Source organism: Achromobacter insuavis (assembly GCF_902859645.1).
GTDB lineage: Bacteria > Pseudomonadota > Gammaproteobacteria > Burkholderiales > Burkholderiaceae_B > Achromobacter > Achromobacter insuavis.
In genome coordinates, this window is the sequence record NZ_CADIJR010000044.1 from 1 (window position 1) to 19926 (window position 19926).

18 protein-coding genes are annotated in these 19926 nt (G+C 69.6%); 2 read left to right on the forward strand and 16 right to left on the reverse strand.

What is annotated here, in order from left to right; translation table 11 throughout:
* Both H0523_RS20410 and H0523_RS20415 read left to right on the forward strand, forming a co-directional pair.
* Positions 1-1040: YncE family protein (locus H0523_RS20410; protein ID WP_180180133.1), on the forward strand; the 1040-nt coding region annotated here is incomplete at its 5' end.
* Positions 1037-1708, forward strand: a complete 672-nt coding sequence (locus H0523_RS20415) for a PepSY-associated TM helix domain-containing protein (RefSeq protein ID WP_054430539.1) — start codon at positions 1037-1039, stop codon at positions 1706-1708. The genes H0523_RS20410 and H0523_RS20415, both read left to right, overlap by 4 nt.
* Before the next feature lie 7 nt (positions 1709-1715).
* Here H0523_RS20415 and H0523_RS20420 read toward each other — a convergent pair whose 3' ends face one another.
* The 16 genes from H0523_RS20420 to H0523_RS20495 all read right to left on the reverse strand — a co-directional run bounded on the left by H0523_RS20420 (position 1716) and on the right by H0523_RS20495 (position 19915).
* The gene (locus tag H0523_RS20420) at positions 1716-2855 is read right to left on the reverse strand and encodes a hypothetical protein (protein ID WP_054430540.1); all 1140 of its coding nucleotides are present in this window, start codon (positions 2853-2855) and stop codon (positions 1716-1718) included.
* Between the two features lie 116 nt (positions 2856-2971).
* Positions 2972-4246 carry a hypothetical protein gene (locus H0523_RS20425; RefSeq protein WP_156350033.1) on the reverse strand — a complete coding sequence of 425 codons (1275 nt, stop codon included), beginning with the start codon at positions 4244-4246 and terminating at the stop codon, positions 2972-2974.
* 152 nt (positions 4247-4398) lie between these two features.
* Positions 4399-5598: a hypothetical protein gene (locus H0523_RS20430; RefSeq protein ID WP_054430542.1), complete on the reverse strand. Its 1200-nt coding sequence runs from the start codon at positions 5596-5598 to the stop codon at positions 4399-4401.
* Between the two features lie 273 nt (positions 5599-5871).
* Positions 5872-7095: a YeeE/YedE family protein gene (locus H0523_RS20435; protein WP_369817057.1), complete on the reverse strand. Its 1224-nt coding sequence runs from the start codon at positions 7093-7095 to the stop codon at positions 5872-5874.
* Between the two features lie 93 nt (positions 7096-7188).
* The gene (locus H0523_RS20440; protein ID WP_197287355.1) at positions 7189-8118 is read right to left on the reverse strand and encodes a sulfurtransferase; all 930 of its coding nucleotides are present in this window, start codon (positions 8116-8118) and stop codon (positions 7189-7191) included.
* A 245-nt stretch (positions 8119-8363) separates the two neighbouring features.
* Positions 8364-10571: a rhodanese-like domain-containing protein gene (locus H0523_RS20445; RefSeq protein ID WP_054430543.1), complete on the reverse strand. Its 2208-nt coding sequence runs from the start codon at positions 10569-10571 to the stop codon at positions 8364-8366.
* 149 nt (positions 10572-10720) lie between these two features.
* On the reverse strand, positions 10721-11650 hold the full coding sequence (locus H0523_RS20450; RefSeq protein WP_054430544.1) for a CysB family HTH-type transcriptional regulator: 930 nt from the start codon (positions 11648-11650) through the stop codon (positions 10721-10723).
* 40 nt (positions 11651-11690) lie between these two features.
* The gene (locus tag H0523_RS20455) at positions 11691-12038 is read right to left on the reverse strand and encodes a VOC family protein (protein WP_054430684.1); all 348 of its coding nucleotides are present in this window, start codon (positions 12036-12038) and stop codon (positions 11691-11693) included.
* Between the two features lie 122 nt (positions 12039-12160).
* Entirely contained in the window at positions 12161-13366 is a 1206-nt protein-coding gene (gene metC / locus H0523_RS20460) for a cystathionine beta-lyase (RefSeq protein ID WP_054430545.1), read from the reverse strand.
* Positions 13363-13989 (reverse strand): cysteine dioxygenase family protein, encoded by a 627-nt coding sequence (locus H0523_RS20465; RefSeq protein ID WP_054430546.1) that lies wholly within the window; start codon positions 13987-13989, stop codon positions 13363-13365. The genes metC and H0523_RS20465 overlap by 4 nt, the downstream gene beginning before the upstream one ends.
* A 26-nt stretch (positions 13990-14015) precedes the next feature.
* Positions 14016-14867 (reverse strand): amino acid ABC transporter ATP-binding protein, encoded by an 852-nt coding sequence (locus H0523_RS20470; protein WP_054430547.1) that lies wholly within the window; start codon positions 14865-14867, stop codon positions 14016-14018.
* Entirely contained in the window at positions 14854-15672 is an 819-nt protein-coding gene (locus tag H0523_RS20475) for an amino acid ABC transporter permease (protein ID WP_054430548.1), read from the reverse strand. Before H0523_RS20475 ends, H0523_RS20470 begins: the two co-directional genes overlap by 14 nt.
* The gene (locus H0523_RS20480; protein ID WP_054430549.1) at positions 15662-16399 is read right to left on the reverse strand and encodes an amino acid ABC transporter permease; all 738 of its coding nucleotides are present in this window, start codon (positions 16397-16399) and stop codon (positions 15662-15664) included. The genes H0523_RS20475 and H0523_RS20480 overlap by 11 nt, the downstream gene beginning before the upstream one ends.
* The gene (locus H0523_RS20485) at positions 16396-17640 is read right to left on the reverse strand and encodes an aminotransferase class I/II-fold pyridoxal phosphate-dependent enzyme (protein WP_054430550.1); all 1245 of its coding nucleotides are present in this window, start codon (positions 17638-17640) and stop codon (positions 16396-16398) included. The genes H0523_RS20480 and H0523_RS20485 overlap by 4 nt, the downstream gene beginning before the upstream one ends.
* Positions 17637-19058 carry an FAD-binding oxidoreductase gene (locus H0523_RS20490; RefSeq protein ID WP_054430551.1) on the reverse strand — a complete coding sequence of 474 codons (1422 nt, stop codon included), beginning with the start codon at positions 19056-19058 and terminating at the stop codon, positions 17637-17639. The genes H0523_RS20485 and H0523_RS20490 overlap by 4 nt, the downstream gene beginning before the upstream one ends.
* Positions 19055-19915, reverse strand: coding sequence for a transporter substrate-binding domain-containing protein (locus tag H0523_RS20495; protein ID WP_054460595.1), 861 nt, complete (start codon positions 19913-19915; stop codon positions 19055-19057). Before H0523_RS20495 ends, H0523_RS20490 begins: the two co-directional genes overlap by 4 nt.
* Positions 19916-19926 lie beyond the last annotated feature (11 nt).

Below are 19926 nucleotides of genomic sequence, written 5' to 3' on the forward strand. Positions count from 1 at the left end.
CCCTGATCGCCCAGGCCCCGGCCGGCGCCGAAACGGCCGCCGCCCGCGATCCCATCGTGGCCGAGCGCAGCGCCACCGCGCTGCCCGGCAGCGGCCACAGTTGGGGCTTCGCGGCCCTGGCGCGCGACGGCGCCGAACTGCTGCTGGCGCGCCGCGAGAACGGCCTCACCGTCTACGACACCGCCCGCCGCCAGGCGCTGGCCCGGATACCCGGCACCGAAGGCGCCAACGCCGTCGCCGCCGTGCCGTCGGCCGACCGGCTCTACGTGGCCGGCATGGACGGCAGCGTGATCGTGGTGCGGGCCTCCGACCGGCAAGTGCTCAAGCGCGTGCCGCTCGACATCGGCAACCTCAACAACGTGCTGTACGACCCCGACAGCGGCCAGGTGCTGGTGACCAGCGGCCGCCGCGGCGCCGTGTCGCGCGTCTACCGCCTCGATCCGGCCTGCGACTGCGTGCGCGCCAGCCTCGACCTGCCGGCCGCCAAGCTCGACGCGCCCGCGCTGCTCGGGCCCGGTGTGGTGGCATTGCCGCTGCGCGACGAGGGCCGCATTGCCGTCATCGACCTGCGCCGCATGACGCTGACGCGCCTGTGGCAGCCGCCGCAATGCCCGCGCCCCAGCGCCCTGGCCGCCGATCCCGCCGGCAAGCGGCTGTTCGTCGCCTGCCGCGGCGCCGATCCGCGCCTGCTGAGCCTGGACGCGGACAGCGGCGCGGTACTGGCCAGCGCCGCCGCCGGCCGCGACATCAACGCCCTGGCCTATGACGCCCGCCGCGGCTGGCTGCTGGCGCCCAGCGGCGCCGATGCCCGCCTGTCGATCCATGACGCGAGCCGTACCGGCCACCTGCGCCGGCTGGCCTCCATCGGCACCCGGCCCTGGGCCCACAACATGGCCTACGACGCCGACCACGGCATCGCCTACCTGCCCAGCATGGACGACACCGAGGTCTATCCGGCGGACGGCGGCGAGTCGCAACGGCATTTCACCGCCGACAGTTTCACCGTCACCGCGTTGCGCCTGCGCGAGGCGCGGCCATGAGCCTCGCCTCCGCCAACTCCGCCATCGCCCGGCCGCCGCGTCCGCCGGCGCGGCGCGGTCAATACCTGAAGGCGCTGCGCAAGGCCCACGGCTGGCTCGGTTTGTGGGGCGCGCTGCTGGGCCTGCTGTTCGGCGCCAGCGGCATCCTGCAGAACCATCGCGCCGTGCTCAAGATCGACATGCCCGGCCCGGCGGTCGAGACCCTGCAATTGCAGGCGCCCGCCGGCCTGCCGCGCACCGACGCGGCGGTCGGCCAATGGCTGCAGCAGGCCTTGAAGCTGGACAAGCCGGTCGAACGCGTCCGCAAGGAAGCGGCGCAGGACGTGCGCTGGGGCGATGTCACCGCGCGCCAGCCCGAGCGCTGGCAGGCGCTGTTCCGCGCGCCGGGCTATCAGGTGCAGGTGGAATTCTGGCCGCAAAGCGGCGCCGCCAGCGCCCGCCGCAGCAGCGCCAGCTGGTGGGGCGTGATCCAGAACTTCCATCGCGCCAATGGCACCGGCGTGGCCTGGGTGCTGCTGTCCGACACCATCGGCGGCGCGCTGATCGCGCTGTGCCTGACCGGCGTGCTGCTCTGGACCGAACTGGAAAAACGCAAGCTGATCGGACTGGCCATCGCGTTCGCGTCGGTGATCGCGTGCCTGGCGGCGGTGGCGCAATCGTGGGCCTGATGCGGCATCAGGCAGGTTGCGCCCCGGACGGCAACGGGCCGATCTCCAGCGGGCAATGATGCTTCAACGGAAAGCGCACGCGCCCGTCCACCACCAGGAAGTTCAGCTCGGCATCGCCGCGCGTGTGCAATCGCCGCGCATCGAAGCGCAGGGCCGGAATGTAGGCGTCCTGATACCAGCGTCCATCCACCCGCACCCAGCGCACGTACTCCGGCGAACGCCCCAGCGTGCGCACGGTGACCAGCACTTCGGTCACCGGGCCGCGCACCGTGCGCTTGCAGGTTTGTAGCCGCGACCTTTGCTGCCACAGCCAGAGCTTGCGCAGCGGGCCGATACACGGCGGCGACAGACACGCCAGCATCACCGCCGCGAACAGCCACAGGAACGCCTGGTAGGCATCCAGCGACAGGATCCCGACGATTGCCCCCAACCCCACCGGCAGCATCATCAGGAACAGGAAGATCCCCACCATCCATGCCAGCGGCTTGAGCGCGCCGCGCCGCAGTTCGGCCCAGTCGTCCTCGCCCATGGGCTGGTCCGTGACCCGCACCGGCGGCAATTCCGGATAGTCCACCCGCGCGATCCTTTCCCCGCAGGAAAAACTGATCCGCGCCTGCGCATCGGGATACAAGGTATAGAGGTCCATCACCTCGTGCTGTACGATCGCGTCCGGATTGGGGGGATCGAGCAAGCCGGGCACCGGCTTGCCATCCAGCACGTAGTCGACGCGGGCGCCCTTCCACCGCAGTCCGCCCGAATTCCGGGTAGGCGCCACCGGGGCCGCCGACAACGGCACGCCATCGGCGCGCGGCCGCATGCCCGTCAGCGCGCCCTGCGCCACCTGGACGCGCCCGGCCCGCAAGACGCGGCCGATGCCCACGAAGGCCTGCCCGTGGCGCCAGGCCGTGTGCAATGCCACCGGCAGGAACACCAGAATCGCGACCAGAAGGCCATAGGAAGCGGCAATGGCGCGCCCGGGCACCACGTAGTCACTCAGCCATTGCGGCGGCGAATACCAGAGCCACAGCAGATACAGGAACATCAGGACGATGAGAAGGGCCAGCGCCATCAAGCCACGGTGGCTCTGGCGGCGGGCCTCGAGTTGGGCCCGCAAGGCGGCGTTCAATTCGACTTCGGAGAGGTGCATGGGGCGCTCGCAACGAATCGACAAGGAACCTGGGGCACAGTCGTCGGGACGGACGCCCGGACTGTGCTGTCGGCCGATGCTATCACGCGCGGGCGATGTTGTGACAAAAAACTACATCAATATAGATCGTGCCCAATCAGCGCATCGCCGGGTGGAGGATCGGAAAACAATCCCAAGACCGGCGCGTACACAAGTTCATCGACCTCCTGCCCAACGAGAGCATGGCGATGCATCAGGTTATCCATCAGTTCGAATGTGGCGTCATGGTCTGCGGCAAGCTCGACGCCGGCCATTCGTTCCGGATCCAGCGCCACGGACTTGGCTTGGAAATAAAACCGTATGCAATCGTCGAATTCAGGCCCTTTCCACGCATCGCACACCCACGGATTCGACTCTTCCGGCAACGGCACCCATGAAGGCAGGGGTTCGTCGCCGACCACTTTGATGGGGGGTGACGGGCGCCCCATCAGATCGCTGGGACCGGGTGGATCGACAACCTCGATGTAATAGGGAGGTTGAGATCCTGGCGGCGCGGATGCCACGGGTTTCTCCCCTGCGACAGGCTTATCCGGCCCCGCCGCGGGCGGAGCGGCGGGCGGCGCGCTCGGAGCGGGAGGCGGCGCGGGCGGCACGAACGGCAGGCTGGGAACAAGCGCCCAATCTCCGAAGCCGTCAGGCGGTATTCCGATCTCTCCCCCCGATATCAAGTTTCCATCGTGGTGCGGCGCGCTGGCGTCATTCCCCGGGGGCGAGCCGGCCGAGGGATGAGGGGCCGGCGTAAGCAGGGTTACCGGCGTCGAGGTTCCGATCTGTTCGAGCACCGAGCCGTCGTTCATCACGGTGATGATTCTCGTCGCTGCTTCAACGACCAGGCCATTGGCGATGGGCGTAAAGCTGTGGATCGCCTGGAATGCATCCTGGTAGCAAGCCCACGTGTTGCTGGCGCCGTCCATCTGCGTGCACGTCACTCCGAAGAGTCGGTAGGCGAGGCCCTCGTTCTTGGCATCGAAAGCCATGCCTGTGATCGTGCTGCCGAACTGATCGGTATAGGTCAGGCCATCGATGTGGTGGAAGAGTTTTTCGAAGGATTTTGCCAATTCAAGAATGCGGTGCCCCATCCACTCGCTCGATGCGTTGGGCAGATCAACGAGTAATATTTTCTCGAAGAATGCATACAACATGAGGCGGCCATATACGCGCTCGGCCGCCGGCAGCTGGTCGAAATCAAGCTGTTCGAGCCTGGCCATCAAGACGAGATCCGCCTCCAGCTTTCGCACGGCTTCATCCGGCTGCCCCTGAGCGTCGAAATAGGCAATGTCATGGTCCTTGCAGAACGAATCGACGGGACTGATCTCGGGTGTCACCCCGTCGATGCCGATGCGCGTCAACACTGCGCTCTCGACCAGCTGCTCCCTGGTTTTCTCCCCACCTCTCTCCCCCGCGGACCAATTTGGCCCGCACCAGAGCCCGTACACGGGTATGTAGCTCGTTGGACTCCAGGAATCCAGACCCACCCATCCGATTGCATCATGCTCCATTGCCATTATTCGCTCCTCGAATTGATCGAACAGCCCTGTGCGCCGTCATCCATGCCACACGCACTTGTGTCTACCGGAATGACTTCCGCATCCCGCCACGACGGCAGTGGAATCGCGGTCCAGGTATCCGTCGCGATATCCAGCATGGCCAAGCCGCCCGGACGGTTCGTGACATCCATCGGCTGGTCCCAATAGATCGACGCGAGATATGCGCCCGCCGGATCGCAGATCAACTCCTGCGGAATGAATCCCAGGCCCGGCTGCCAGGCCTTGCGCTGGCCTCCCGGTTCAATACGGATCAAGGTCAGGCCGTAGCGCGGCGTCTGCCCCCAGAGATACAGGTTCCCCGCCCGATCCATCGTCGGCATCTCGGCGTACTTGATGCCGCTGAAGACCTGTGGTTCGGGCAGCCTCGTATCTCCGCGCCGCATGCGATGGACGCTGCTTCTGCCATACAGGGGCTCGTAGCTCGAGAGATGTCCCGCCGGCCCGAAGGTTCGGAACAGGATCTCGTCCTCCGAGAGATACTGCGCCTGGCCGCCGGAAACGAATTTGAAGATGCCGGCAAAAGGCCGTTCCGTCGCGTCGGCCCGATCAAACTCCCAGATATCGAAATCGAGCAGGCCCAGGCGTTGTCCGGGCGGCAGGATGCGTCCCGTCCTCCAGAATGCGATCCGGCTTTCATCCAGCGACATGAAAGGCGAGAGCTTGTTGCCCCGCGCCAAGGGAAGGATCTGGAGGCCCTCGCCATCGCTGCGCATCAGCAGGATCTGCATGGCGTCGAGCGAACGGCGCTGTTCATCGTCGGAATCGCCGGCGATCCGCCGCCGCGACATCACGATGTAGTTGCCCTGCGGTGAATAGCGGGCGTAGGGATAGGTGTAGCCAGCGGGCAGTCCGTAGCGATACAGCTTTCCCGTCTTCCATTGATAGCGCATGACGTCGCATCGGTTGTCGCCGGTCCGGGCGCACTCCACGAACAGCCAGTCATTGCCATCGGGATGCACGCTGAGCGAACGGATCTCCCGGCCGCCATTGGGCGGGGAAAACGGCGTCTGCGTCGTTGGCGTCTCCTGCACCTCGTCCGACTTGACGGGCGCGTTGGTGAACCCGTGCGGGAACGGCAGCAACCATGACAACGGCACCAGCATAAGCATCGCCAGTACCGAAGCGATCACGAGCAGGCACGCGTGCTGTCGTTTCATCGCCGTCGCCCCAGCTCGGCGCCGGATCTGATCTGCCGATGCAATAACCGGGTTTCAGCGGCAACGCCGAACACCCCCGCCCCATACTTCCGACACCACGCCACCGCCGCCTCCACGCCGCCACCCGACAACCGGACCTCCCTCGCGCCTGTCGAAGCGCGCGGTCCGCCTCGACCGGCCCGCGCATGGAGCCGTTATTGCCGATCCTCCGCAATAACGTATCGGCGGGAACCGTCAAGCGGAAGCGGTTGCCGGTGGAAAGCGGACGGATGCTCAGCGCGTCGGGCGCAGCTTCAGCGCCACCCAGATCCCCGCCACGCAGGCCGCGCCGAAGATCCAGCCCGACGCCGCGCCCGCCATCACGCCGGACAGCAGAGTGCCGACGGTGCAGCCCAGCGCGGTCATGCCGCCCCACCCCATCAGGACGCCGCCGGTGAAGTTGCGCAGGATCTCGCGCGCCGTCGGCCAGCGCGGCCGGAACGCGCCGGCGGCCAGCGCGGCGGCCCAGGCGCCCGCCACCAGCGCCAGCACGAAGGCGCCGTTGTTGGACAGCAGCGCGTTCTTGACCGCGGTGGCGCAGCCGGCGAAGGTGTCCAGCCCCTCCAGCCGGGCCGGCAGCGCGCCGGCCGCGGACGCGGCGGTGCGGGCCACGCTGCCCAGTTCGGCGGTCACGCCCAGCGGCGCGATGCGCAGGTAGGCGATGACGCCGATGAAGGCCACCAGCAGGCCGCCGACCGCGGGCGGCCAGCGGTCCCGCAGCACGGCTTGCCATGGCGAGGACGGCGGCGTGGCCGGGCCGTTCGCCGCGTGCTGGGAGGCATTCGCTGGCCGGATGGCGGCGCCGTCAGGCGCGCCATCGGCCTGGCGCGCCGCCGGAACGCGCCGGCCGAGCCGGCTCAGGCCCAGCGCCAGCAACGCCAGCAACGCGATTTGCAGCAGCACGGTGCCGCCGTAGCCGAGGTGGTGCGGCAGCCACACCACCAGCGCCTGCTGGATCATGGCCAGGTACAAGGTGTTCCAGGACGCGAAACCCAGCACGAAGCCGACGCCCGCGCCCAGCAAGGCGAATGGCGAGGCCAGCGCGCCTTCGCCGAGGCGGTACAAATGCGCGCTGATGCAGGAGCCCGAGATGCGCATGCCGACCCCGAACACGAACGCCCCGGCCACCAGGGCCAGGCTGACCGGCCCGATGTGAGCGCCGGGCGGCAGGCGCTCGGCCCCGGGGATGGGCAGGAACGCGCCGAACACCGCGTGATAGCCGAGCGTGCCGACCGCCAGCGCCACCAGCACGGCATAGGCGCCGGCGGGGTCGCGCCGCTCGATCGCGTCACGCGCGATGCAGTAAAAGCAGAATCGTGAACGTTGCAGCACGATGCCGAAGGCGGCGCCGAGCAGCAGCGACAAGGACAGGCCGCGGCCGCCCTCGGGCTGCGACGCCAGCCACCAGGCGGCCGCGCCGATGGCGGCCAGCAGCGCCACGGCCGCCGCATTGCCGATCGCCGCGGCGGCGGACGGGATCGCGGCGGCCGAGCCCGTGGCGACAGCCGCCGCCGACCCGGCCGGCGGCGCGGAGTTTCCCAGGGCGCTCACTCAGGTCTTGCCCCACACGGTGCCCGACGGATTGCTGATCGGCGAACCGACGCTGTTGCCGTACTCGGTCCACGAACCGTCATAGTTGCGCACGTCGTAGCCCAGCAGCTTGCGCAGCGCGAACCACGAGTGGCTGGAGCGCTCGCCGATGCGGCAATAGGTGATGATGGGCTTGCTGCCGTCCACGCCCACCGCCTGGTAGATGGCGCGCAGTTCGTCGGCCGACTTGAAGGTGCCGTCTTCCGCCACCAGCTTGCTCCAGGTGACGTTGACCGCGCCCGGCACGTGGCCGGCGCGCACCGCCAGTTCCGGCACGCCGTTGGGCGCGAAGATCTTGCCGTTGTATTCGTCGGCCGAACGGATGTCGACCAGCACGTCCTGCTTGTCCTTGCGCGCCACCGCCAGCACGTCCTGCAGGTGGGCGCGCAGCGCCGGGTTGGCGTCCTTGGGACGCGCGTTGCCGGCGGCCAGCACCTTGACGCTGTTGGACTGCGGGCGGCCCTCGGCTTCCCATTTCTTGCGGCCGCCGTCCAGGATCTTCACATTGTCGATGCCGTAGATGTCGAAGATCCACGCGCCCCAGGCGGCGAACCAGTTGTTGTTGTCCCCGTACAGCACCACGGTGCTGTCGGTGTTGACGCCGGCGCGCTCCAGCAGCGCCTGGAACTGCTTGGGCGGCGCGATGTCGCGGTTGACGGTGTCGACCAGGTCGGTGTGCCAGTTGACGTTGCTGGCGCCGGGAATGTGGCCGCGCTCGAACAGGCCGGGATTGACGCTCACCTCGATGACACGCACCTTGGGGTCGTTCAGGTTCTTCTCCAGCCACTCGGTGGTGACCAGGTACTTGGCGTGCTGCGCCGTGGCGGGAAAGGCCATCAGGCTGGCCAGCGCGGCGAAAGCGCCCGCCAGCAGTTTCGATAGGGACATCATGATCTCCGGAAGCAGGCGCAATGCGGCCTGGGAATCCGGAGCATATTTGTTCAGCTTACAGTCAGGAACAATTTACTGGTCATATCCTGATTACCGGAATGCGCAGGTCGCGGTCGATCGCGACCTGCGCCCGCGAATTCCGGCGCGAGGCCAGCGCGGCGCCTGCCTTCACGACAGGCCGGCGCCGTGGCGCCGCGCGGCGGATGCCCCGGCTGGGCATCGCCCGCGGCGCCCAGGCGCTCCGCCTACGCCGCCGCGATCAACCGGATATCCGCGCTGCCATCGCGCTCCAGCTGCGCCACCAGCCCCAGCTCCCAGTCGAGATAGTCGCGGAAGCCCTGGTCGCGCGCCGACAGGTCGTCGAACAGATACGGGCTGATGCTCTGGTCGTCGTCGCCCGTCAGCACGCCCTCGGCGCCTTGCGCCAGCGGCAGGCCCTGCGCCTGCCAGGCACGCGTGCCGCCCAGCAGGTAACTGACCGGACGGCCGCTGCGCCAGGCCAGTTCGGCCGCCGCCACCGCGGCCAGCACGCCGTCGGGCGAGGTCAGCACGATGGGGCGTTGCGTGTCGGTCGGCAGAAACTCCTGCAGGCGATCCGGCGCGGCGTAGCGCGCGCCCGGTACGTGGCCGCGCTCGTAGGCCAGCCGCGATTCGATATCGAACAGTTCGGCGGCGCCGGCATCCAGCGCCGCCCGCAAGGCCTGGGCCCGCAGCGCGGGCGCGTCGGGCCGGTGGCGCAGCACGCGGCGCGGCTCGGCGCCGCGTTCCAGCGGCGCCAGCGCCGGCGGTTGGTACAGATAGACCTCGACCGCGCCCAGCTGCGCCAGCCAGGCGCCGGTGGTCTGCGCGCGCACGCCGTCCCAGTCGACCAGCACCACCCGCGCGCGGCGCGTCGCCAGGTACTCGTCGGTCGCCTGCACCAGCTGGCCGCCCGGCGCCCAGCGCCAGCCCGGCAGGTGGCCGGTCTCGTATTCCTCGCGGGTGCGCACGTCGAACTTGTACAGCGTGCGCGTGCCCTGCTCGGCCTCGAACGCTCGCAAGGTGGCGGCGTCGATATGGCCGATGCCGGCGCGTTCGGCCACGCCGCGCGCCTGCACGCGCGCCGCGGCGGCGCTGTCGGCGGACGGTTCCGGCAAGGCCGCCTGGCGGCCATAGGCCAGCTCGCGGCCGGACAGCAGCCATTCCATGGTGCCGTTGCGCAGCGACGCCACGCGGTTCGGGATGCCAGCGTCGATCAGCGTCTGCGCGCCGACGATGCTGCGCGTGCGGCCGGCACAGTTCACCACCACGAAGGTCTTGGGATCCGGCGCCAGTTCGCGGATGCGGTACACCAGTTCGGCGCCCGGCAGGCTGTGCGAGAACGGCAGCGTAAAGTTGTGGAATTCCTCCGGCGTGCGGCTGTCGACCACCACGATGTCGTCGCCGCGCGCGACGCGCTCGTGCAGGTCGTCGACGTCGATCCAGGGCGTGTGCTTCTCGTGCTCGATGACTTCGCCGAAGGCCTTGCTGGGCACGTTGGTGCCGGAGAACAGCTCGCGCCCTTCCCGCTCCCAGCCGTCGGTGCCGCCGGCCAGCACCGAGATGTCGGTCCAGCCCAGGCGGGTCAGCTTGGCCGCGGCCTGGTGCGCCAGGGTCTCGTCGTCATCCACCAGCACGATGCGCGTGTCGCGGCGCGGCACCAGGCGGTCGGCCAGCACCTCCAGGCGCCACAGCGGCGCGGGCACCGCGTACAGCAGGTGGCGGCGGGCGTAGCGGCCGGCTTCGCGCACGTCGAGCACGGCGATCTCGGCCTCGCCGCGCAGCGCTTCCTGCAACCCGGCGGGCGACAGGCGCGCATGGTAGATCGCGGCCGGCGGCGAAAAGGTGCGGTAGGAACCGCCAGCGGTGCTCTCGAACACCACCCGGCCATGCAGACGGTCGAGCGCCAGGCCGTAGAAATGCAGGTGCGCGCCGGGCTTGCCGTCCACCAGCTCGATGGTGTGCACGTCGCTCGGTCCCAGCACGATCGAGTCGCCCGCGGCCACGTCGACGCGCCGCACGTGGGTCAGCACGTCGCGGCCCGGCTCGGCGCCGGCGCTGCGCGCATAGACCTCGTTGCGCTCGTTGCCCGACACGCCGGCGATGATGGCCCAGGTGGTGTGGTCGTGCGGCGGCTGGGCCTTGCCCGCCTCGCCCAGCGACAGGTACAGCGCGTAGGCGCCGTCGGCGTCCTCGGCCAGGCGGTAGATCGCGGTGGGCCGGCCCGGCACCACTTCAAAGGCCTGCGGCGGAAACAGCTCGGCGCGGCGGCCCAGCGCTTCGAGCAGGCGGGCGACCGGCGCCAGTTGATCGGGCGTGGCGCGCGCGGGGTCCGGCACCAGGGCCTTGACCTGCGCGATGAAGTCGCGCACGGCCCGGGCGCGTTCGGTGTCGTGGCGGAAAGCGGCGGCGGCCGCGTCGGAATGGGTGCTCATGGGATCCGGAATTCCTGGGGTTGAAGAACCGGATCAGCCTACGTCCGCGGCCCGGCGCGGACAACGTAGAAATGCGTCTATGGATATGCGGCGACTGCGCGGCCCATGTCGGCCTCTGGCCGATCAGGCGGACCGCGCGCGCGCCGCGGTCAGGCCTCGCCCTTGAGCGCCTGGTCCACCACCGCGCGCGTCAGCGTCGGCACGAACATCTCGATGAAATGGAAGGCGTAGCCGCGCAGCCAGGCGCCGCGGCGGATGGCCAGCCGCGTCAGGTTGATCTCGAACAGATGGCGCGCGTCGATGGCGCACAGGCGCGTGTCGCGCTCGGCGTCCCAGGCCACGGCGGCCACGATGCCCACGCCCAGTTCCAGCTCGACGTAGGTCTTGATGACGTCCGCGTCCATCGCCGTCATGACGATGTCGGGCGTGATGCCGGCGCGCGCGAAGGCTTCGTCGATGTGGGCCCGGCCGGTGTAGCCGCGGCCATAGGTGATGATGGGATAGCGCGACAGTTGCGACAGGCTGATGCCGCCTTCCACCGCGCCCAGCGGATGCCCCTTGGGCACGATGATGCTGTGGCTCCAGCGGTAGCACGGCAGGTTCAGCAGGCCGGGATAGTCGGCCACCGCCTCGGTGGCGACGCCGATGTCGGCCTCGCCTTCGAGCAGCATTTCCGAGACCTGCCGCGGCGAGCCCTGGTGCAGGTGCAGCACCACCTCGGGATAGCGCTGGCGGAACTCCTTGATGACCGGCGGCAAGGCATAGCGCGCCTGCGAATGGGTCGCGGCGATCGACAGCACGCCCTTGCGGCTGTCGGCGTATTCGGCGCCGGCATGACGGATGTTGTCGGCGCATTGCAGGATCTGCTCGACCAGCGGCAGGATCTGCTCGCCCGGCGGCGTCAGGCCGATCAGGCGCTTGCCGGAGCGCACGAAGATGTCGACGCCGACCTCTTCCTCCAGCTCGCGGATCTGGCGGCTGACGCCGGGTTGCGAGGTGTGCAGGCTTTCCGACACGTCGGTCAGGTTGAAATCGCGGCGCACGGTTTCGCGCACGGAACGCAGTTGCTGGAAGTTCATGGAATCGCCGAGGCCTGTGTGAGGGAGCCGAGCACGAGGCCTAGCCGAGAAATGCCAGCTGGTTGCCGCTGGGGTCTTTGACGTACATGACGCGCGGCAAGGCGTCGGGCAGCGAACAGACCGGGTGAAAGCCCGCATCGCGCAGGCGCAGCAGGATGTCGTCGTAGGCGCCGGTGCGGATGGCCAGGTAGTCGGCCCTGACCTCGCGGCTGACCTCGGCCACCGGCGACAGCGACAGGGTCGCGTCGCCCAGCGCGAACAGCAGGCGCCCGTCCGGGACTGGCATTTCATCCAGCCCGAGGGTGCCGCGGTAGAACTCGCGCACGGCGTCCAGCTGCCGCGCCGCGAAGGAAAGCTGTACCGATCCGATCGAAGAAATAGAAGACATGCCCTGCCGCCAACCTTGGAACAAGGCAAATTCTAGACCCCGGGGGTACAACCGGACAAAGAGGTTGTAATTGCTTCTACATAATCAGAATCCCTAAGGAAACGCAGTCATTTGCATATGCGTCAGGCGCTGCGGCGCAGGCCGTCGCGGACCACGCCGAAGGCCCGATCGAGGTCTTCCACCAGGTCCAGCGGATGCTCCAGGCCGATGTGCAGGCGCACCACTTCATGGCCGCCCTGCCACACGCTGTGTTCGGCCAGCCGTTCCGGCGCCGCTTCCAGCGCCAGGCTCTCGTAGCCGCCCCAGGACGCGCCGATGGAGAAATAGCGCAACGCGTCGATGAAGCGCGCCGCGGCGCCCGGCTGGTCCGCCCGCAGCGCGAACGACACCAGGCCGCTGGCGCCGCTGAAATCACGCCGCCACAGCGCATGGCCGGGATCCTGCGGCAAGGCCGGGTAATAGACCCGCTCGACGTCCGCGTGGCGCGACAGGTATTCCGCCACGCTCAGCGCGTTCTGGTGGTGGCGCGCCAGCCGCACGTCCAGCGTGCGCAGGCCGCGCAGCGTCAGGTAGGCATCGTCCGCGCCCACCGCCAGGCCGAGCGCGTCGTAGGTGGCGCCGACCTGCCGCGCCAGCTCGGGGCTGTCGACCGTGACCACGCCCATCATCACGTCCGAATGACCGGCCAGGTACTTGGTGGCGGCCTGGATCGAGATGTTGGCGCCCAGCGCCAGCGGCTGGTAGTAGAGGCCGCCGCTCCAGGTGTTGTCGGTGGCCACCACCACGCCGCGGCTGCGCGCCTGGGCCGCCAGCGCCGGCAGGTCCAGCACCTCGAACAGCAGCGAACTGGGAGACTCCAGATACAGCAGCCGCGTGTTGGGGCGGAAGCGTTCGGCCAGATCGTCGCGGCCGGGCGAGAAGTATTCAACCTCGATGCCGTAGCGCTGCAGCAGCGCCTTGTCGACGCGCCGCACCGGCGAATAGACGCTGTCCGACACCAGCGCATGCTCGCCCGGCGCCAGCGTGGCCAGCAGCACCAGCACGATGGCCGACAGGCCGGACGGCGCCAGGACGCTGCGATGGCCCCCTTCCAGCGAGGCCACCGCAGCTTCCAGCGCCTGGTGCGTGTCCAGGCCATGGCGGCCGTAGGTGGCGACGCGTTCGCCAGCGGCGCGCTGCGCGTTCAGCGCCGCGTGCGTGGCGGTGTCGGCAAAGCGCACGGTGCTGGTGCGCACCACCGGCACATTGACCGGGCCGGCGCCCTGCTTCAGGTCGGGACTGCCGGCATGCACCAGCCGGGTTTGCACGTGGGCGTGATCGAGGCTCATGCGCGCTGCTCCTGGCCCGGCTTCATCTGGGTGGCGTTGTAGTTGACGATCTCGCCGGTGGCCAGGTCGATGCCGATGCGGCCCGACAGCGTCTCCAGCGGCTGGCCGTACAGGTGGAAATGCAGGGTCGGCTCATCGCCGGTGACATGGATGCTGTGGATGTCGTCCGGCAGGAACGACACCGACTGCCCCGGCTGCACCACCACTTCGCGCACCTGTTCCAGCGTGGCGCGGCCGGCCTGCGAGCCGTCGTCGCTGCGGCGGTAGACGCGATTCAGTTCCTGGCCCGACAGGGCCACGATCACCGCCCAGGTGGTGTGGTTGTGCGGCAAGGTGGTCTTGCCCGGGTTGATCGAGTTCAGGTAGAGCGCCGGTTCGCCGGCGGCGTCGTCGGGATTGAGGCGGTAGCGGGTCGAGGCGCCCACGCCCTGCCCCGGCGCCGGCGGCGCGAATTCGGCCGCGGGAAACAGCGCGCGCTGTTGCGCCAGTTGTTCCAGGCGCGTGGTGATCCGCGCCAGCAAGTCGCGCGACAGCGGCGCGGCGGCCAGCAGGCCGCGGATGTCGGCCAGGGCGTCCTGCACCTGCTGGCGGCGTTCGAGGGAAACGGAAGATTCGGTGGTCATGTCGGCTCCGGGTTGCGCAAAGCGCGTCACACTGCGAGGCGCAGCGGGTCAAAGGTCAGGTAGGCGTCGATCGGATCGGCCTGGGCGCGCCGCACCGGCGGCTCGGCCGAGGCGCGTTGCAGGAAGGCGCGGGTGCGTTCGCTGTCGGGCCGGCCAAAGATGCGGGCCGGCGGGCCGTGCTCGACGATGCGGCCGGCCTCGGTGAAGTACACCGTGTCGCTCACCTCCTGGGCGAAGCGCATTTCGTGCGTCACCAGCACGCAGGTCAGGCCGTCCTGCACCAGGTCGCGGATCACGGTCAGCACTTCGCCCACCATTTCCGGATCCAGCGCCGAGGTCACTTCGTCGAACAGGATCAGTTCGGGCCGCAGGGCCAGCGCGCGGGCAATGGCCACGCGTTGCTGCTGGCCGCCCGACAGCTCGCCCGGGTAGGCGTTTTCCTTGTGGTCCATGCGCACCTTGGCCAGCAGCTCGCGCGCCAGCGCCTGGGCCTGGGCCCGCGGCTGGCCGTTGACCTTGATGGGCGAAATCACCAGGTTCTCCAGCACGCTCAGGTGCGGGAACAGGTTGTATTGCTGGAACACGAAGCCCACCCGCTTGCGCAGGGCGATCAGCTCGGACTCGGTCTTGAGCCCGTCGACCCGCACGCCGCCGACCTCGATCTCGCCGCGCTGCGGCCGCAGCAGGCCGGTGATGCAGCGCAGGATGGTCGACTTGCCCGAGCCCGACGGGCCGATGATGGACACCGCGTTGCCGGGCCGGACCTCGACGTCGATGCCCTTGAGCACCTCGGTCTGGCCGAATGCCAGGTGCACGTCCCGCAGGCTCACCAGCGGGGTGTCGGTCGCGGCGTGGCCGCCGCTGTCAGTAATGCGCATAACGTCGTTCCAGATGGCGCGTCCAGCGCGCGATGGGATAGCAATAGGCGAAGAACAGCGCCAATAGCGTGAAATAGACCAGGATGGTGAAGTCGCTGCGCGCCACCGTGTTGCTGGCCACCGTGGCGGTGTCGACCAGGTCGTGCACGCCGACCAGCGAGGCCAGCGAGGTGCTCATGGTGATGCTGGCGTACAGGTTCATCCACGACGGCAGCATGCGCCGCACGCACTGCGGCAGCACGATCATGCGGAAGATCTGCGAGCGCCGGAACGCCAGCGACTGCGCCGCTTCCCATTGCGCCTCGGGGATCGACTGGATCGCCCCGCGGAAGATCTCGGCGACGTTGGCGCTGGCCGGCAGGCCCAGCCCGATCACCACCTTGATCCAGTCGGGAAACGGCAGGTTCCAGCCGCCCAGGTTCAGTTCGAACGGAAACACGTAGGTCGTGAAGTACACCAGCACCAGGATCGGCGCGTTGCGGAACGCCAGCACGTAGATCCGCGTCAAGCGCCGCAACAGGGGCGACGGCGACAGCGACAGCGCGCCCACCACCAGCCCGACGGCCGTGCCCAGCGCCATGGCCAGCACGCTGATCTGCACGTTCATGCCCAGGCCGCGCAGCAACGCCGGCGACCAGTGCCACAGGTGCCGCACCGCGGCCGGCGCGCTGTCGGTCAGGGCCCACGCGACGCCCAGCGCGACCAGCGCCAGCAGCAGCACCACCCACGGATCGCGCAGCAGCGCCCGCCAGCCGCCGCCCGCGCGATGCGCGGCAGCGCCATTCAATACCAGTTCATTGGCCATAGCCGGGCATCCTCAAGCGCGCTTCCAGCCAGCGTCCGCCCACGCTCACCAGCCAGGTCAGCAGGCCGAAATACAGCAGGATCAGCAGCAACAGTTCCAGCACGTTGTCGCGGTGCGACCAGATCATGATGGACTCGTAGGTCACATCCCCCACCGCGATGGCCGAGGCGATCGCGGTCATCTTCACCAGATCCACCAGGTTGTTGACCAGCGCCGGCAGCGCGAAGCGCAGCGCCAGCGGCAGTTGCACCTGCGTCAGGATCTGGCGGCGCGAGAAGGCCAGCGAGCGCGCGGCTTCCAGCGTCACCGCCGGCACCGCCTCGATGCCGGCGCGCAGCGCCTCGGCGTGGAACACGCCCTTGTGCAGCGCCACCACGATCACCACCCACATGAACGGCGTGATCGGGCTGCCACCGCCCAGCTTCTGCGTGATCAGCATGTTCAACACCAGGAAGGCGCAATACAGCTGCACCAGCGTCGGCGTGTTGCGGGTCAGTTCGACGAAGGCCTGCAGCGGCCGCGCCAGCCAGCCGCGACCGCTGGTGAGCCCGGCCGCGATCAGCACGCCGAACAGCAGGCTGACGGGGATGGTCCAGGCGCACAGTTGCAGCGTCACCAGCAGGCCGTGGCCGAAGGCGGACAGCTCGCCCGGATCCAGCACGAAGCCGTAATTCAGGCCCAGGGGCTTGAAGAAATGGACCCAGGCCTGCAATGCCTGTTCGATCATGCGGCCGCCTCCAGCGCCGCCGGCCGCAGCGCCGCCACGGCGCGGCCGATGCGCGTCACGGCTTCGGCCAGCTTGGCGTCCGACGCGGCGAACGACAGCCGCAGGTACGGCGACAGGCCGTAGGCCGCGCCGCGCACCACCGCCACCCCTTCGGCTTCGAGCAGCCAGTCGACCACGTCGCCATCATCGGCGATGACGCCGCCGTCGGGTCGGACCTGGCCGATCAGGCCGGCCACCCCGATCCAGGCGAAGAACGAGCCGCGCGGCGCCGCCACGCGCAGGCCCGGCACCGCGCCCAGGCCGTCGACGATCAGCCGCGCCCGGCGCGCATAGGCCAGCCGCGCGTTCTCGACGAAGTCGTCGGCCACGCCCTGCAGCGCCACCAGCGCGGCGGCCTGGCCCAGCGAACTGGGGCCCGACGACACCTGCGACTGCACCGCCTCCAGCACGCCGATCAGCGCCGCCGGGCCCACGCCCCAGCCGATGCGCCAGCCGGTCATGGCATAGGCCTTGGACACGCCGTTGACCGCCAGCGTGCGTCCGGCCAGCTCCGGCGCGACGCGCAGCAGGTGCGCGGGCGGCTCGTCGAACCAGATCTGCTCGTACATCTCGTCCCACAGCACCAGCACCGACGGGTGCTCGCGCAGCACCGCCGCCAGCGCCGCCAGCTCGGCCTCGCTGTAGACCGCGCCCGACGGATTGCCGGGGGAATTCAGGATCAGCCACTTGGTGCGCGGCGTCAGCGCCTGGCGCAGGCCCTGCGGCGTGAGCTTGAAGCCATCGGCCTCGGCCGTCGGCGCCAGCACCGGCCTGCCGCCGTTGACCCGCACCGAGTCGAGGAAGGTGGGCCAGTACGGCGTCGGCACGATCACCTCGTCGCCCTCGTCCAGCGTGGCGGCCAGGGCCAGGTAGATCACCTGCTTGCCGCCGTTGGAGATGATGACGTGGGCCGCCTCGGTGGGCAGGCCGTGGCGCTGGCGATAGCCATCGGCCACGGCGCGCCGCAGCGCGGCGGTGCCGGCGGTCGGCGTGTACTTGGTCTGGCCTTGCGCCAGCGCCAGCGCGGCGGCGTCCTTGATGGCCTGGGGCGTGTCGAAGTCGGGCTCGCCCGAGGTCAACACCACGATCGAGCGGCCCTCGGCCGCCAGCCGCGCGGCGCGCGCGCCGGCCGCGGCGATGGGCGACAGTTCGACGCCGCGGGCGCGGCGCGAGAACACGCCGGGAAACAGGGATTCAGTCATGACAGGACCTTTCCGGGATTCATCAGGTTCAGGGGATCGAGCGCCTGCTTGACGCGGCGCATCAGCGCCAGTTCCAGCGGGCTCTTGAAATGGGGCAAGGCGTCGCGCTTGACCTGGCCGATGCCGTGCTCGGCGCTGATCGAGCCGCCCTGCGCATGGGCCTGGGCGTGCACCAGGTCATGGATGCGGGCCTCGTTGGCGAACAGGCGCGCCACCGGGCCGGCGGGGTCGTGCGACACGTTGTAGTGCAGGTTGCCGTCGCCCAAGTGGCCGAACGCCATCGGCCGCAGGCCCGGGTCGAGCGCGCGCAGCGCTTGCGCGGCGCCCTGCAGGAAGGCCGGAATCCGCGAGACCGGCACCGAGATGTCGTGCTTGACGTTGCCGCCGTCACGCGCCTGCGCCAGGCCGATGGCCTCGTCGCGCAGCCGCCAGAACGCGGCGGCCTGCTGCAGGCTGTGGGCGATGGCCGCGTCCTCCAGCAAGCCCTCGCCCAGCGCCGCCTCGGCCAGGCGCTGCAAGGCGTCCGCCGCGCCGGCCTCGTTGGCGGAGACCTCCAGCAAGGCGTACCAGGGTTGCGCCAGCGCCGGCAGCGGCTGCGGCTGGTCCGGCACGTGGCGCGCCACCAGTTCCAGCACCGGCCGGCCGATCAGTTCGAACGCCGTCAGCTGCGCGCCCAGGCGCCGCCGCGCCAGCGACAGGAACCCCAGCGCCGCCTCGATCGACGGCAGCCCGGCCAGGGCGCTGCCCTGCTCGGCCGGCTTGGGATACAGCTTGAGCGTGGCCGCGGTGATCACGCCGAGCGTGCCCTCGCTGCCGATGTACAGGTCCCGCAGCGAATAGCCGGTGTTGTCCTTGCGCAGGCCGCGCAGGCCGTTCCAGACTTCGCCCTCGGCCGTCACCACCTCCAGCCCCAGCGTCAGCTCGCGCGCATTGCCGTAGCGCAGCACCTGCGTGCCGCCGGCGTTGGTGGCAAGATTGCCGCCAATGGTGCAGCTGCCTTCGGACCCCAGGCTCAGCGGGAACAGGCGGCCGGCCTGGCTGGCGGCCTCCTGCACCTGCGCCAGCACACAGCCGGCCTGCACCGTGATGGTGTCGTTGTCGGTATCGATGCCCAGCACCCGGTTCAGGCGGCCCAGCGACAGCACCACGGCCTGGCCGCTGGCGTCCGGCGTGGCGCCGCCCATCAGCCCGGTATTGCCGCCCTGCGGCACCACCGGCACCCGCGCGGCGCGGCACAGGCGCAATACCGCCGCCACGCCCTCGGCGTCGGCCGGACGCGCCACCGCCAACGCCTGTCCGTGCAGCACGCGGCGCTGGTCGGTCAGGAACGGCGCCGCGTCCGCGCCGGTCGCGACCCAGTCCGCGCCCAGCCGCGCGCGCAGCGCGGCCAGCAGCGTGTCCTCGGCGGCCGTCGTCATGGCTTGGCCTGGGCCTCGGGCGGCGCGCTGTCGAACTTGCCGGCCTGCGCGTCGGCGTTGGCCTGCCGCAGGTAATCGGCCGGCACGCCGAACTTGTCGGCCTCTTTCACCAACAGGCCGGACTTATGCCAGTCGCGGATCACGCCGTCGACGAAGGCGCGCGTATCGGCCTCGTTGCGGCGGGTCCAGATCACCGTGGGCGACGGGATCAACTGGTCCGGGGTGGCCAGCTCGAAGCCTTCCCATTCCTTGCCATTGGGCCCGTGCAGCGTCTCGTACAGCGCCGGCTGGATGTGCACCGAGGCGTCGCAACTGCCGCCCTTGAGCGCCAGCAGCGATTCCGGGATGTTGCGCAGGCCCTTGACCACCGCGCCGTAGGTGTCCTGCAGCGGCTTGGCGAAATTGCTGCCTTGCGACACGCAGGCCACCTTGCCCTTCAGGTCCTCCCAGCGCTTGATGCCGCTGCGCTTGGACACCATGGCCGCGCCGCCGACCAGGTTGTAGGGCGTCGGCGCGTAGCTCAGGATCTCGCTGCGTTCCTGGGTCCACTGGATGTTGGCGATCAGCAGATCGACCTTGCCGGCCTGCAGGAACTGCACGCGGGTCGCGGCCGTCACCGGCACCGTCTCCAGCGTCACGCCCAGGCGCCGGGCGATATCGCCGCCCAGCTCGGTCTGGAAGCCGCCCACCTTGCCGGTGGCCGGATCGAGCAGGCCGAACGGCGGGCTGGCGCCGTCCACGCCCACCACCAGCTTGCCGCGCTGCTTGACGCGGTCCAGGGTGGCGTCGGCGTGCGCCGCCGTCGCCAGGGACGCCAGCGCCAGCGCGGCGGCCCACTTGATTGCTTGTCTATTCATCGGTCTTTTCC